At 72.6% G+C, this 12902-nt stretch carries 16 protein-coding genes; 9 read left to right on the forward strand and 7 right to left on the reverse strand.

Features of this window, described 5'->3' with window-relative positions:
- Nucleotides 1-29: 29 nt before the first annotated feature.
- Together ACYVOO_RS25315 and ACYVOO_RS25320 are read right to left on the reverse strand one after the other, a co-directional pair.
- Nucleotides 30-332, reverse strand: coding sequence for an urease subunit gamma (locus ACYVOO_RS25315; protein ID WP_453345924.1), 303 nt, complete (start codon nucleotides 330-332; stop codon nucleotides 30-32).
- Between the two features lie 164 nt (nucleotides 333-496).
- The gene (locus tag ACYVOO_RS25320; RefSeq protein WP_461017985.1) at nucleotides 497-1132 is read right to left on the reverse strand and encodes a TetR/AcrR family transcriptional regulator; all 636 of its coding nucleotides are present in this window, start codon (nucleotides 1130-1132) and stop codon (nucleotides 497-499) included.
- A 213-nt stretch (nucleotides 1133-1345) separates the two neighbouring features.
- On the opposite strand from ACYVOO_RS25320, the gene ACYVOO_RS25325 reads away from it, so the two are divergent.
- Nucleotides 1346-2332 (forward strand): ABC transporter permease, encoded by a 987-nt coding sequence (locus tag ACYVOO_RS25325; RefSeq protein ID WP_461017986.1) that lies wholly within the window; start codon nucleotides 1346-1348, stop codon nucleotides 2330-2332.
- Between the two features lie 96 nt (nucleotides 2333-2428).
- Here ACYVOO_RS25325 and ACYVOO_RS25330 read toward each other — a convergent pair whose 3' ends face one another.
- Nucleotides 2429-3292, reverse strand: coding sequence for a YwqG family protein (locus ACYVOO_RS25330; RefSeq protein WP_461017987.1), 864 nt, complete (start codon nucleotides 3290-3292; stop codon nucleotides 2429-2431).
- 188 nt (nucleotides 3293-3480) lie between these two features.
- Nucleotides 3481-3783, reverse strand: a complete 303-nt coding sequence (locus tag ACYVOO_RS25335; RefSeq protein ID WP_461017988.1) for a type II toxin-antitoxin system Phd/YefM family antitoxin — start codon at nucleotides 3781-3783, stop codon at nucleotides 3481-3483.
- A 79-nt stretch (nucleotides 3784-3862) separates the two neighbouring features.
- Between ACYVOO_RS25335 and ACYVOO_RS25340 the strand changes: the two genes are divergently transcribed.
- From ACYVOO_RS25340 to ACYVOO_RS25350, 3 genes are all read left to right on the forward strand, one after another.
- Nucleotides 3863-4501 carry an ATP-dependent Clp protease proteolytic subunit gene (locus ACYVOO_RS25340; protein WP_461017989.1) on the forward strand — a complete coding sequence of 213 codons (639 nt, stop codon included), beginning with the start codon at nucleotides 3863-3865 and terminating at the stop codon, nucleotides 4499-4501.
- A gap of 6 nt (nucleotides 4502-4507) precedes the next feature.
- A complete protein-coding gene (locus ACYVOO_RS25345; protein ID WP_461017990.1) occupies nucleotides 4508-4834 on the forward strand; it encodes a hypothetical protein in 327 nt (108 codons plus the stop codon).
- A gap of 69 nt (nucleotides 4835-4903) precedes the next feature.
- Entirely contained in the window at nucleotides 4904-5407 is a 504-nt protein-coding gene (locus ACYVOO_RS25350) for a DUF6328 family protein (protein ID WP_461017991.1), read from the forward strand.
- 31 nt (nucleotides 5408-5438) lie between these two features.
- Here the strand turns inward: ACYVOO_RS25350 and ACYVOO_RS25355 are convergent, their stop codons facing one another.
- Nucleotides 5439-6092: a LysE family translocator gene (locus tag ACYVOO_RS25355; RefSeq protein WP_461017992.1), complete on the reverse strand. Its 654-nt coding sequence runs from the start codon at nucleotides 6090-6092 to the stop codon at nucleotides 5439-5441.
- A gap of 118 nt (nucleotides 6093-6210) precedes the next feature.
- Between ACYVOO_RS25355 and ACYVOO_RS25360 the strand changes: the two genes are divergently transcribed.
- The gene (locus ACYVOO_RS25360; RefSeq protein WP_453345932.1) at nucleotides 6211-7119 is read left to right on the forward strand and encodes a LysR family transcriptional regulator; all 909 of its coding nucleotides are present in this window, start codon (nucleotides 6211-6213) and stop codon (nucleotides 7117-7119) included.
- A 69-nt stretch (nucleotides 7120-7188) separates the two neighbouring features.
- On the opposite strand, the gene ACYVOO_RS25365 is transcribed toward ACYVOO_RS25360, so the two are convergent.
- Nucleotides 7189-7620, reverse strand: coding sequence for an ATP-binding protein (locus ACYVOO_RS25365; protein WP_461017993.1), 432 nt, complete (start codon nucleotides 7618-7620; stop codon nucleotides 7189-7191).
- A gap of 313 nt (nucleotides 7621-7933) precedes the next feature.
- Between ACYVOO_RS25365 and ACYVOO_RS25370 the strand changes: the two genes are divergently transcribed.
- Together ACYVOO_RS25370 and ACYVOO_RS25375 are read left to right on the forward strand one after the other, a co-directional pair.
- Nucleotides 7934-8833 carry a helix-turn-helix domain-containing protein gene (locus tag ACYVOO_RS25370; RefSeq protein ID WP_461017994.1) on the forward strand — a complete coding sequence of 300 codons (900 nt, stop codon included), beginning with the start codon at nucleotides 7934-7936 and terminating at the stop codon, nucleotides 8831-8833.
- Between the two features lie 25 nt (nucleotides 8834-8858).
- Nucleotides 8859-9095, forward strand: a complete 237-nt coding sequence (locus ACYVOO_RS25375; protein ID WP_461017995.1) for a DUF397 domain-containing protein — start codon at nucleotides 8859-8861, stop codon at nucleotides 9093-9095.
- 4 nt (nucleotides 9096-9099) lie between these two features.
- Here the strand turns inward: ACYVOO_RS25375 and ACYVOO_RS25380 are convergent, their stop codons facing one another.
- Complete coding sequence (locus ACYVOO_RS25380) at nucleotides 9100-10266, reverse strand: 8-amino-7-oxononanoate synthase (RefSeq protein ID WP_461018120.1); 1167 nt, start codon at nucleotides 10264-10266, stop codon at nucleotides 9100-9102.
- A gap of 187 nt (nucleotides 10267-10453) precedes the next feature.
- Between ACYVOO_RS25380 and bioB the strand changes: the two genes are divergently transcribed.
- Nucleotides 10454-11518, forward strand: a complete 1065-nt coding sequence (bioB, locus tag ACYVOO_RS25385; protein WP_461017996.1) for a biotin synthase BioB — start codon at nucleotides 10454-10456, stop codon at nucleotides 11516-11518.
- Complete coding sequence (locus ACYVOO_RS25390) at nucleotides 11511-12890, forward strand: adenosylmethionine--8-amino-7-oxononanoate transaminase (protein WP_461017997.1); 1380 nt, start codon at nucleotides 11511-11513, stop codon at nucleotides 12888-12890. The genes bioB and ACYVOO_RS25390 overlap by 8 nt, the downstream gene beginning before the upstream one ends.
- Nucleotides 12891-12902 lie beyond the last annotated feature (12 nt).

Consider the following 12902-nt stretch of genomic DNA (forward strand, 5'->3'; position numbering starts at 1 on the left):
CGGGGGCACGCTCCAGTCACGAGTGCGGGTCAGGCGATGGGTTCGTGGACGGTGACCAGCTTGGTGCCGTCCGGGAAGGTGGCCTCGACCTGTACGTCGTGGATCATCTCGGGCACGCCCTCCATGACCTCGTCTCTGGTGAGCACGGTGCGCCCGGACTCCATCAGCTCGGCGACGCCGCGCCCGTCGCGGGCGCCCTCCAGCACGTGCGAGGTGATCAGCGCGACCGCCTCGGGGTGGTTGAGCCGTACGCCGCGCTCTCGGCGCTTGGCCGCCACGTCCGCGGCGACATGGATGAGCAGGCGCTCCTGCTCATGCGGAGTCAGATGCATGGTCTCCCACTTCACACTCGTCGCGTCGGCGCGGGACGCGCGGTCACCAACGGCGACGCACTCACGAAGTAGATGTATCACACATGCGTTTCACGCGTGCCCGCCAGGGGCCCGCACATTAGTTCCGCGGCGTTTCGGCGCGGTTCTGCGACGTTTCCCCCTCGTTAACGCGCATCGTCGTCGACGCGCGGCACCGACATGCGCACCAGCGCGCGCAGCCCCTCCTGGAACTCGTCGGGCCGTACGCCGCCGAAGAGTGCCTGCTGGACGAAGTAGCCCTGGACCGTCCCGATCAGCGCGCGGGAGAGGAAGTCGGCATTGGCGTCCGGGTCCACCCACCCGAGCCGCTGGTACTCCTCGACGAGCTTCACCCACTCCGCGCGCAGTCCCTCGTACCCCTCCGTCAGCGCCTGCGCGAGCTGCGGATTGCGGAGGGTCTCGCCCCACACCTGGACGAGCAGTTGCGGCAGCTCACGACCGTCGTCGCCCGACTCCCCCAGCGCCTTCCGCAGGTGGCCCAGTACCGCGCCGAACAGTTCGTCCGGGGTGGGCGGCGGATCGACGGCGACGGCGGACGCGTAGGAGCCCCGGACCGTCTCCAGCGCCTCGGCCGCGATGGCCGCGACGATCTCGTCCTTGCTGCGGAAGTACCGGTACACGGCCCCCGCCGACAGGTCCGCCTCCCGGAACACGTCCTGCATGGAGGTGGCGTGGAAGCCGTTGCGGGTGAAGCAGCGACGGGCGCCGTCGAGGATCTGACGGCGGCGCGCTTCGAGGTGTTCCTGGGATACGCGGGCCATGACCAGAGCGTAAAACGAACGTTCATTCTTGACAAGGAAGCACGACGGCGGGACCGTGGCCCCACGAAAAACGAACGATCCTTCTCTGTGAACCGGGGGCTCACTGTGCCTTCTCCGTCGTCTCCGCCGTACACCGCGCCATCCGCTCCGTCCACCCCGCCCGCGCCGTCCGGGACACGAAGCGCGCCGTCGTCCGCGCGCGGCCTCCTCGCCGTGCTGGTCCTGGTGCCGGTGATCGTCGCCCTCGCACTGTGGGCCTTCGCCTGGCCCGCGGCGCGCACCGCACCCCGCGACCTGCCGATCGGGGTCGCCGGGCCTTCGGCCGCCGCCGCACCGGTCCAGCAGCAACTGGAGAAGCGCGACGGCGCCTTCGAGATCCACCGCTACGACGACGCGGCCTCCGCCCGCACCGCCATCGAGAAGCGCGAGATCTACGGCGCCGTCGTCGTCACCCCGAAGGGGCCGCACGCGCTGACCGCGAGCGCGGCGAGCCCCGTCGTCGCCCAACTGCTGGAGCAGGCCGTCGCGCAGCAGGCGGCGGCGCGCCAGGGCGGGAGCGCGGCGGACCCGGGCCAGGCGGGCCCGGTGGCGACGGACGTGGTCGCGGCGCCCGAGGATGACCCGCGGGGCGCGGCGCTCAGCTCCAGCGTGCTCCCGCTGGCGATCGGCGGAGTGGCCGCCGGCGCGCTGGTCACCGCGTTCGGACTGCGCGGCAGCCGCGCCGTGTTCGCGCTGCTGGGCGCCGCGGCGCTCACCGGCGTGGTGGCGGGCGCCCTCGCGGGGAGCTGGCTCGGCGTGCTGACGGGCGACTGGTGGGGGCAGGCGGGCGCCATCGGCCTGACGGCGCTCGCCGTGAGCGCGAGCGTGGCCGGGCTCGCGGCGGTGCTGGGCAACGCGGGCATCGGCGTCGGGGCGCTGCTCTCGGTGCTGCTGGGCAACCCGTTCTCCGGGGTCACCTCGGCGCCCGAGATGCTGCCGGGGCCCGTGGGCGCGATCGGCCAGTGGCTGCCCCCTGGCGCGGGCGGCACGCTGCTCAGGTCGGTGTCCTTCTTCGACGGGCACGGCGCGGACACCCCCGTGCTGGTGCTGACGGTCTGGGCCGTCGCCGGGCTCACCCTGGTGACCATCGGCGGGCTGCGCGGCCGGGCTCCCGTGGCGGAGCGGCCCGAGAGGGCGCGCGAGCCGATGGCCGCCGGCTGAGCGGCCGGGCCCGCCCACTCGCACGGGCAGCGGGAGGGCGGGCCCGGCAGGCTCGCGCCGCGTGCCTCGCGTGGCACGCGGCGCGAGCCTGCCAGCTCAGGGGTTCCAGTACACGTCGGTGAACGTGCGCTCGAAGCGCCCCGCTTCCAGATCCTTGCGCTGGATCGCCCAGTGGACGCTGGACCCGGCCTCCACATTCCCGAGGTCGGGGCTCCAGCTCGCGAGCAGCACCCAGTCCCCGACGTTCTCCGACACCGGTTCCCCGCCGCCCCATCCGCCCTGCGCCGCCTGCTCAACGGCGCAGCTCACCAGACCCTCCAGCGGGTCGAGGTCCACCATCTCCTCGTCGGCGTACCCGCCTATGTGCAGGGGGCCCCGGAGATCGAGATAGCGGCAGGCCATCTCCCACTCGTCGGCCAGTTCCTCGGCGTTGGGGAAACCGGGCAGCGGTTCCAGATCGCCGTCGGGCAGTTCGACCGCGTAGTGGTACGGCAGCGACGGCTCGGTCCGCACCCGCAACTCGCCCCGCGGGAAGGCGTCGGCTATCTCCCGCTCTTCCGGGACGCCGTCCGGATCCCAGGCGTACGCGTCCCGCTCCTCCACGGGCGTCCCCGCGGGGACGTGCACGGCAGCGCCGTGGCTGGTGAGATCGCCCCTGTCACGCGGCCAGGCGAAGAGGAGCAGGTTGCCGTCCGACGGCAGGGGCAGGTCCGTCGAGCCCGGCGGCAGCGCCGCGAGGTCGACGGAGGCGACGTACGGGAACGGAGGGTGCGGGGTACCGGCAGGCAGCAGCGCGGGGCCGCCGAACCTGGCCGCGACGGGGCCGTCCTCGCGCTCCGACAGGACCGCGCAGGGCCGCACCATGCCGATCCACCGATCGACCTCTTCGGCCGGGATCTCTCGCTCAACCGCCTCGTCGCGGAAGCGGGTCAGTCGCTCACGTAGCTCTTCGAATGTCACGCGGACAAGGTAGGCCCGGGCACTGACAGTTGGCGCCGGAAACCCGCAACCGGAACCCGGCACCCGGCACCCGGCACCGGGGACGCGGAACCCGATGGCCGTGCCCGGCACCGTACCGCCGCACGTGCGTCGCCCCGGTGCCGTGCCGCGCCCTTCGTATACGCGGCTCGTATACGGCGGCGGCGCGCTCAGCCGTCCCGCTCTGGACGGCGGTCGCCCGGCGCGTGGTCGCGGTACTCCGCGGCGATCCCGAAGCGGCGGCGTTCGCCCGCAGCGGACGGGAGCTGCCGCACGGAGGACACCGTGCTGATCACCTCGTCGTCGGCCGGACCGCTCGCGCCCTCAAGTCGCTCCAGGTCAGCGGCGGAGACGAGCGCCACCAGGGGCTTCCCGTGGCGCGTGACGACCACGCGCTCGCCGCCGTACACGACACGGTTGATCAGATCGGCAAGCTCGGCACGGGCTTGCGTCACCGGAATCTCGTAAGCCATGCTCCCCAGCATAACGTCATGTACGTCCTGTACATTTTTGACAGAGACAACAAGAGACAGCAGTGGGAGTGGTGGAGAGATGCTGTACGAGCCGGCCGCCCGTTACGTCCTGCCGGAGTTCACCGAGCGCACCAGCTCGGGGACCCGCTCCATGGACCCCTACTCCAAGCTCCTCGACGAGCGGATCATCTTCCTCGGCACCCAGATCGACGACACCTCGGCCAACGACGTGATGGCGCAGCTCATCCACCTCGAACACGCCGCGCCCGAACAGCCGCTCTCGCTCTACATCAACTCCCCCGGCGGCTCCTTCACCGCCATGACCGCCATCTACGACACGATGGCCTTCGTGACCTGCGAGGTGGAGACGGTCTGCCTGGGCCAGGCTGCCTCCGCCGCCTCGGTGCTGCTCGCGGCCGGGACGCCGGGCAGGCGCATGGCACTGCCGGGCGCCCGCGTGCTCATCCACCAGCCGTCCCTCGCCGAGCCCGTGCGGGGCCAGGCGGACGATCTGGAGATCCACGCGAAGGAGATGCTGCGCACCCGGGACATGCTGGAGGAGCTGTACGTACGCCACACGGGCCAGTCGCGCGAGCGGGTCCACGCCGACATCGAGCGGGACAAGATCCTCGACGCGGAGGGGGCCGTCGCCTACGGGCTCATCGACCGCGTCACCGTGAGCCGCAAGCGGCCCGGCGCGCCCCGCCTCGCGGGGTGAGGCACGGTGCCGACCCCCGATCTTCCGCCGCTGCCCGCGCTCACCCGCGCCGAGGGGGAGTTCGTCGACCGGTATCTGGAGGTGCTCGACCTCCTCGGCCGGATCAACCCGGCACGCGGGCAGGACACCTACCGAGGGCTGCGGGCCGCTCAGGCGCTCGTCGGCAGGGCCACCGCGCTGCGGGACGCGCTGACCCTGATGCACGAGCGCGGCGAGAACGAGGTGCACGCGCCCACCCTCGCCCGCGCGCTGCGCGTCCTGGACGGGGAACGCCGCGCCTCCCTCGTCACGCTGCCCCCGGGCACCACTCCCCCGAGCGGGCACAGCCCGTAGCGGCGGCGCGCGGGAACGACTGACGGGAACACGTGACTGAGGCGTAGGAACCGGGCAACCTGCGTAACCATGAATGACCGGAACGAGACGCCTCTTGAGCGCGATGATCGCAATTTCTCCGAGCTGTTGCAGGAGCTGCGCGTCATCCAGACCGGGGTGCAGATCCTCTTCGCCTTCCTGCTGACCCTCGCGTTCACGCCGCGTTTCCCCGGCCTGGACGCGGTGCAGCGCGGCACCTACATGGCCACGCTGCTGCTGGCCGTGCTCGCCGCCGTGCTCTTCACCGCACCGGCGGCGCTGCACAGAGCGCTGTTCCGGCGCGGGGCCAAGCGGAAGATCGTGGACGTCTCCTCACGGCTGGCAGCCGCCGGACTCGCGGTGCTCGCGCTGGCGCTGACGGGCGCTGTGCTGCTGGTGGCGGACGTGGTGCTGGGGCGCGGCGCGGGGGTGGCCATCGGGGCCGGGGCGCTGCTCGTGTGCGGGGTCACCTGGCTGGGGCTGCCCTGGCTGCTGCGGCGGCGCGGCGCGTTCGGCCAGGCCGACGCACCACGCGGTACGGACGACGAGCGGTAACCCTCGGCCGAGCCCCCTCCGTCGACGGCCCTCAGCCGACCAGCGACTCCACCAGCAGCGCGCAGCCGAGCCCCAGCAGCAGCGCCCCGGTGAGTGCTTCGAGAATCCGTGCCGTGCGCGGGCGGCGCAGCCACACCCCGAGGCGGTCGACGAGCAGCGCCACGGCCGGGAACCAGATGAGCGCCATCACCACGACCATCGCGGCCAGCAGCGCGGTCCGGGGCAGGGCCGGTACGCCGTCGGGCACGAACTGCGGGAGGAGGGCGAGGAAGAGGACGGGCGCCTTGGGGTTGAGCGCGTTGGTGAGGAACCCCTGCCGCAGCCCGCGCACCGCCCGCTCGGGCGCTGCCGCCCCGGCCTCGGTGACCTCCTCGGCGCCTCCGGCACCCCCTGCGTGCCAGACCCGTACGACCCCGGCGAGGGCGCGGGCGCCGAGGTAGAGGAGATAGCCGCCGCCCGCGAGCTGCACGGCGCGGAAGAGCCCGGGGACGGCGACCAGCACGGCGGCGAGTCCGGCGACGGCGAGCGCGGTGTGGATGAGGAGCCCGCCCGCCACGCCGACGGCCGTGGCGACCCCGGAGCGGCGCGAGTCGAGCGCGTTGCGTACGACCACGGCGAAGTCGGCGCCCGGCATGGCGACCATGCCAGCGGCGACGCCGGTGAAGGCGAGCAGTTGTCCGTCCATGCCCCCAGCCTGGACCAGGAGAGCCTTTCGTGGGTATTGGGTATCTTGAGGGTCTGCGTAAAGCATTGCTTAATGCTTGAAGCACAGCCTGGCTGAGACCCGTGAAGGGCGGTGCGGGATGTACGACCCGACGCGGCTGGCCGCGCTGGTGGCCGTCGCAGAGGCGGGCTCGATCACACGGGCCGCCGAACGGCTCGGCTATACGCCGCCCGCCCTGTCCCAGCAGTTGGCGAAGCTGGAGCGGGAGGCGGGAGCGGCCCTGCTGGTGCGCCACCACAGGGGCACGCGCCTGACGGCGGCCGGAGAGCTGCTGGTGGCCAGGGCGCGGCGGGTGCTGGACGAGCTGGAGCGGGCCCGGCACGAGCTGGCCTCCCTGGGCGGCCTCTCGGGCGGCAGACTGCGCGTCGGCACGTTCATGACGGCGGGCACCCAGTTGCTGCCCCCGGTGCTGAGCGCCTTCCGCCGCGCCCATCCGGATGTGGAGCTGGTCGTCGCGGAGTACGAGCCTCCGCACGGGGTCGCCGCCGTGGCGCGCGGCGAGACGGACCTCGCGCTGACGCACACCTACGAGCCGGGGCCCGTCGTCGACCCGCCCGCCGGGGTGGCGCTGGAGCCGCTGATGACGGAGGAGCTGGTGCTGGTGACGGCGCCGGGGCACGCGCTGTCGGCGGGTGCGGGACGGCTGCCGCGCGCCGAGCTGGCGGGTCAGCCGCTGGTGAGCAGCGCGCCCGACAACGCGAACCGGCGCCAGGTGGAGGCCGTGCTCGCCGGTGAGGGGGCGAGCGTGGCGGTGCGCTGTGAGACGCCGGGCTATGTGCTGGTGTGCGCGCTGGTGAGCGCGGGGCTCGGGGTGGCCGTGGTCCCGGAGATGGTGGCCAGGGTGGCGGTGACCCCGCTCGGGGTGCGGCGGCTGGATCCGGCGGGGCTGCGCCGTACGATCTCCGTCGCGTACCGGGCGGAGGAGGCGGCTCCGGCCGCGGAGACGCTCAGGGCGCTGCTGCGCGGCGGTTTCGGGCGCCCTTCCTGACGGCCGCCGCATGAAACACCGTAGGAAACGCCGCATGAAAGGCGTCCGACGACGGCGCGGCGCCTCGCGTCAAGGGGCCAGCACGGGTGACCAGGGCAGGGCGACCCAGATGGTCTTGCCGCCGCTGTCGGTGGGGGTGACGGTCAGGCTGCCGCCGGACTCGGCGGTGAGCGTGCGGATGATGACCAGGCCGCGCCCGTTGTCCTGCTGCACGGCGGCCGGGAGGCGGCGCGGCATGCGGGGATGGCTGTCGGTGACGCCGAGACACAGTTCCTCGCCGCGCTCCAGGCGGACGTCGATGGTGAACGTCGGGGACTGGCCCCTGGTGTGCTGGACCGCGTTGGTCGCCAGCTCCGAGATGATCAGCCGGACGGTGTCCACCGCGTCGGCACCGTCCGGCATGCCCCAGTCCAGGAGGACGCCGGTCACATATCTGCGCGCCGCGGCGACCGAAGCGGGGACGCTCGGCAGGGTGACGGACGTTTCCTGTTGGTCTGCCATGGCGACGCTGTCCCTTTCAGCGGGGCTGGCGCTCCGTCGCGTTGCGTGATGCGTTGCGGGTCGCGTGACGTGTGTGGGGATTACGGGTGGAGCCGTCCATGAGCGGAGGCTTCGCGCCAGAGTGCCATCATGCTGGCCGCAATGCGGCCGAACCCCCAGCATGTGCATATATCTGTCCCTCAAAGCGGTGAACTCTGCGGCGACAGACCGCATTTGCACGCCCTACTGGCGTATCGGTTCGGGAGCCCGTGTCAGCAGAGCGAGAGCACCCCGCCGGGACGGCCGGGGCGGCAGTGAACGGAGGGAACCAGCCATGCACCACGCTCCGGCGGTACGGCGCAAGAAGCTCGGCTCCGAACTGCGCAGGCTGCGCGACGCCGCGGGCGTCACCAGCGGCGAGGCGGCGCGGCTCGTGGGATGGCACCAGTCGAAGGTGAGCCGCATCGAGACGGGCCGCAGCGGAATCAAGCCGACCGACCTGACGCTCCTGCTCGACGCCTACGGCGTCCGCGATCCAGGACTGCGCGCCCTCCTGGCGGCGCTCTCGGGCGCGGACGCCGCCGACTACGACGCGGGGGAGACCGAGGGCGCGGGCAGCGGCGTACGGCGCGGCTGGTGGAACGCCTACCGTGATCTGCTGCCGCCCGCCTACCGGGACTTCATCTCGCTGGAGGCGGAGGCCGTGCGGGCCAGGACCCTGGAGACGACGGTGGTGCCCGGACTGCTCCAGACCGAGGCGTACGCGCGGGAGGTCACCCGCACCACCCTGGGCGGGCGGGTGCCCCCCGAGCGCATCGAGGAACTGGTCGAGGTGCGCGTCGCCCGGCAGCGCGTGCTGCGGGCCGAGGCACCGATGGAGCTGGACGTCGTGCTCGACGAGGCCGTGCTGCGGCGCGAGGTCGGCGGGCCCGAGGTCATGCGGGAGCAGTTGCGGCGGCTGGCGGAGCAGGGACGGCAGCCGCATGTGCGGCTGCAAGTCCTGCCTTTTGTCAGCGGAGTGCACATTGGTGTTACGGGTCCTTTCGTAATCTTTTCTTTTCCGCGCATTGCTGACCTAGATGTGGTGGTTCTTGACCACCTGACGAGTAGCCTCTATCTGGAGGGGCAGGACGAACTGCGGGTGTACAGCGCCGCGTTCGACACTCTGCGGGCTCACGCCCTGTCGTATGAGGAATCGCTGGCCTTCATCGCCACCGCGGGTGAAGGCGGGTGAGCCGCTCACGTGAGGAGAGACCACCATGTCGGCAATGTCTGAGGAGGCACCGTGCGGCGAGCTGCCAGGGGACCCGTTATGGGTCCGCAGCAGCTACAGCACGGGCATGAACAACTGTGTGGAAACGGCACGGCTCGGCGCTGGACGTCTGGCCGTACGTGACTCGAAGGACACGGGTGGAGCCGCGCTGCTGTTCGCAGACGCAGCGTGGGAGTCCTTCCTCACCTCGGTCCAGGGGCAGGCCCCCAACGGATCGTACTGATCGGTCATTCGGCGGCGGCCGGCGCGGTCCTGGTGACCGTACCGGCCGCCGTCTCGATCTGCGCGTCGCTCAGGTCGCCCCTGGCCGTCAGGCGTAGCCGGGAGATCCCGTCGGGCACCGACGGCGGCCTGAAGCACCCCACGTGGAGTCCCGCCGCACGGCAGTCGGCCGCCCAGCGCACGGCCGCCGCGGGCGAGGGCGCCCGCACGGAGACCACCGAGGCGTCCGGCGCGACCGCCTCCAGCCCGGCGCCTGCCAGCAGCCCGTGCAGCCTGGCGGCCACGGCGCGGGCCCGCGCCGCGCGTTCCGGTTCCCGGCGCAGCAGGCCCAGCGCGGCCAGCGCGGCGCCGGTGGCAGCGGGCGCGAGGCCGGTGTCGAAGATGAAGGTGCGGGCCGTGTTGACCAGGTGCTCGATGACGCGGGCGGGGCCGAGGACCGCGCCGCCCTGGCTGCCCAGCGACTTGGACAGCGTCACCGTGGCCACCGTGTCGGCGGCCCCGGCCAGGCCCGCCGCGTGCGGGGCTCCCCTGCCGCCCTCGCCCAGCACGCCGAGCCCGTGCGCGTCGTCGACCAGCAGCGCGGCCCCCGCCTCGCGGCAGACGGCGGAGAGCGCGGTGAGCGGGGCGGCGTCCCCGTCGACGGAGAACACCGAGTCGGTGACGGCCACCGCGCGCCCCCGGTGCCCGTCGAACGCCTTGTGCACGGCCTCGGGCTCCGCGTGCGGGACGACCACCGTCCCCGCCCTGGACAGGCGGCAGCCGTCGATGAGCGAGGCGTGGTTGTACGCGTCGGAGGCGATGAGGGTGCCCTCGCCGGTGAGCGCGGTGACGGCGGCCAGGTTGGCCGCGTAGCCGGAGGAGAGGACGAGGGCCGCCTCGAAGCCGCAGAAGTCGGCGAGTTCCGCTTCCAGTTCGGCGTGCAGCCGCGTGGACCCGGTGACCAGCCGCGAGCCCGTCGAGCCCGCGCCCCAGCGGCGCGCGGCCCGCGCCGCGGCTTCGGTGATCAGGGGGTGGCGCGCGAGACCGAGGTAGTCGTTGCTCGCCAGGTCCAGGAGCGGGGCCGCGGCGGGCCGGGGGCGCAGCGCGCGTACGAGCCCGGCCCTGGCGCGCGTCGCACGGGCCTCGTCGATCCAGGAGAAACAGGAGGAGGGGCCTCCGGAGTGCTCGGACATGGGCTCGGACGTCGGTTCGGGCATGGGCTCGGACATCGGTGCGCCGTCCCTCGTGATCTGTAGGGTTTGCATAGAAGGTAGTGCCTGACGGAGCCGGGCAGGATGTGGCAATACCCACACCCTTCGCGGCCCGTCTTGTCGGTTCCCTCCTTTACCGAAAACGCAGGCATAGGCAAGGATCGGCGCCATGGACCTGCTGAACACGCTGGTGGACAAGGGACTTCGGCGCGAGCTGCCGACGCGCGAGGAAGCGCTCGCCGTATTGGAGACCTCCGACGACGAACTGCTCGACGTGGTGGCCGCGGCCGGAAAGGTGCGCCGCCAGTGGTTCGGGCGACGCGTGAAGCTCAACTACCTGGTCAATCTCAAGTCGGGGCTGTGCCCCGAGGACTGCTCGTACTGCTCGCAGCGCCTCGGCTCCGACGCCGGGATCCTCAAGTACACGTGGCTGAAGAAGGACGAGGCCGTCCAGGCGGCGGAGGCCGGCGTCCAGGGCGGCGCCAAGCGCGTGTGCCTGGTCGCCAGCGGGCGCGGGCCGACCGACCGCGACATCACCCGCGTCTCCGAGACCATCTCGGCCATCAAGGAGCACAGCGGCGACGTAGAGGTGTGCGCCTGCCTCGGGCTGCTCTCGGACGGGCAGGCGGAGAGGCTGCGCGAGGCGGGGGCCGATGCGTACAACCACAACCTCAACACCTCCGAGGCCACCTACGGGGACATCTGCACCACCCACGGCTACGAGGACCGCGTGGCGACCGTGCGCCAGGCGCGGGGAGCGGGCCTCTCGGCCTGCTCGGGGCTGATCGCGGGCATGGGCGAGAGCCACAAGGACCTGGTCGACGTGGCCTTCGCGCTGCGCGAGCTGAACCCCGACTCCGTGCCCGTCAACTTCCTCATCCCCTTCGAGGGGACGCCGCTGGAGAAGGAGTGGAACCTGACGCAGCAGCACGCGCTGCGCATCCTGGCGATGGTCCGCTTCGTGTGCCCCGACGCGGAGGTACGGCTCGCGGGCGGCCGTGAGGTGCATCTGCGCTCGCTCCAGCCGCTCGCCCTGCACCTGGCCAACTCCATCTTCCTGGGCGACTACCTCACCAGCGAGGGCCAGGCGGGCAAGGCCGACCTCGACATGATCGCGGACGCGGGCTTCGAGGTGGAGGGCACGGACACCACCACGCTGCCGGAGCACCGCGTCGACGAACTGGTCTCGGTGCGGCGCAGGGGCGCGGGTACGGAGCTGCCGCCCAATGCCTGAGCGCACCCTGCCGCCAGGAGCGGCAACGGCACCCCCGCCGGCACCGCCATCCGCGTGCACGCTCTCCCCGGAGGGGCCGCCGGCCCCCGGCGAACTGCTCGCCCTCGACCGGCAGCACGTGTGGCACCCGTACGGGCCCATGCCGGGCAGGGAAGCGCCCCTCGTCGTGGAGTCGGCCTCCGGGGTACGGCTGCGGCTGGCCGAGGAGACACAGGGCAGGCGCGAGCTGATCGACGGCATGTCGTCGTGGTGGTCGGCCGTCCACGGCTACAACCACCCCGTGCTGAACGAGGCCGTACGGGAGCAGCTCGCGCGAATGAGCCATGTGATGTTCGGCGGGCTCACCCACGAGCCCGCCGTCCGGCTCGCGAAGCGGCTCGTGGACATCACACCCGAGGGCCTGGAACACGTTTTCCTCGCCGACTCGGGCTCGGTCTCCGTCGAGGTCGCGCTCAAGATGTGCCTCCAGTACTGGCGTTCCGTGGGCAGGCCCGAGAAGCGTCGGCTGCTGACCTGGCGCGGCGGCTACCACGGCGACACCTGGCAGCCCATGTCCGTGTGCGATCCCGACGGCGGGATGCACGACCTGTGGTCGGGGGTGCTCCCCCGGCAGGTCTTCGCGGACGCGCCCCCTGCGGGCTTCGAGGCCGAGCCCGACGAGCACTACGTACGGCATCTGCGCGAGCTGATCGCACGGCACGCGGACGAGCTGGCCGCCGTGATCGTCGAACCTGTGGTGCAGGGCGCGGGCGGGATGCGCTTCCACTCCCCCGCGTACGTCCGCGCGCTGCGCGAAGCGTGCGACGAGCACGGTGTGCTGCTGGTACTGGACGAGATCGCCACCGGCTTCGGGCGCACGGGCGCGCTCTTCGCCGCCGAGCACGCCGGGATCACACCGGACGTGCTGTGCCTGGGCAAGGCCCTCACGGGCGGCTATCTGACGATGGCGGCGACGCTGTGCACCGCACGGATCGCCGAGGGGATCTCCCAGGGCCCGGTCCCCGTGCTGGCACACGGGCCGACCTTCATGGGCAACCCCCTCGCCGCCGCCGTCGCCGACGCCTCCGTCGGGCTGCTGCTCACCCAGGACTGGGCCGGTGAGGTCACCCGGATCGAGCAGGGGCTGCGGGAGGGGCTGGCGGAGACCGCGTCGCTGCCCGGGGTGCGGGAGGTCCGGGTGCTGGGCGCGATCGGGGTCGTCCAACTGGAGCGCCCCGTCGACATGGCGGCCGCGACCCGGGCAGCCGTGGGCGAGGGCGTGTGGCTGCGGCCCTTCCGCGACATGGTGTACGCGATGCCGCCCTTCGTCACGGGGGACGAGGACCTGGCCCGGATCTGCGCGGCGATGCACGCCGCGGCGGCGCGGGGGTGAGGGCCGTGGACG

The sequence above is a fragment of the Streptomyces daliensis genome (assembly GCF_054782395.1).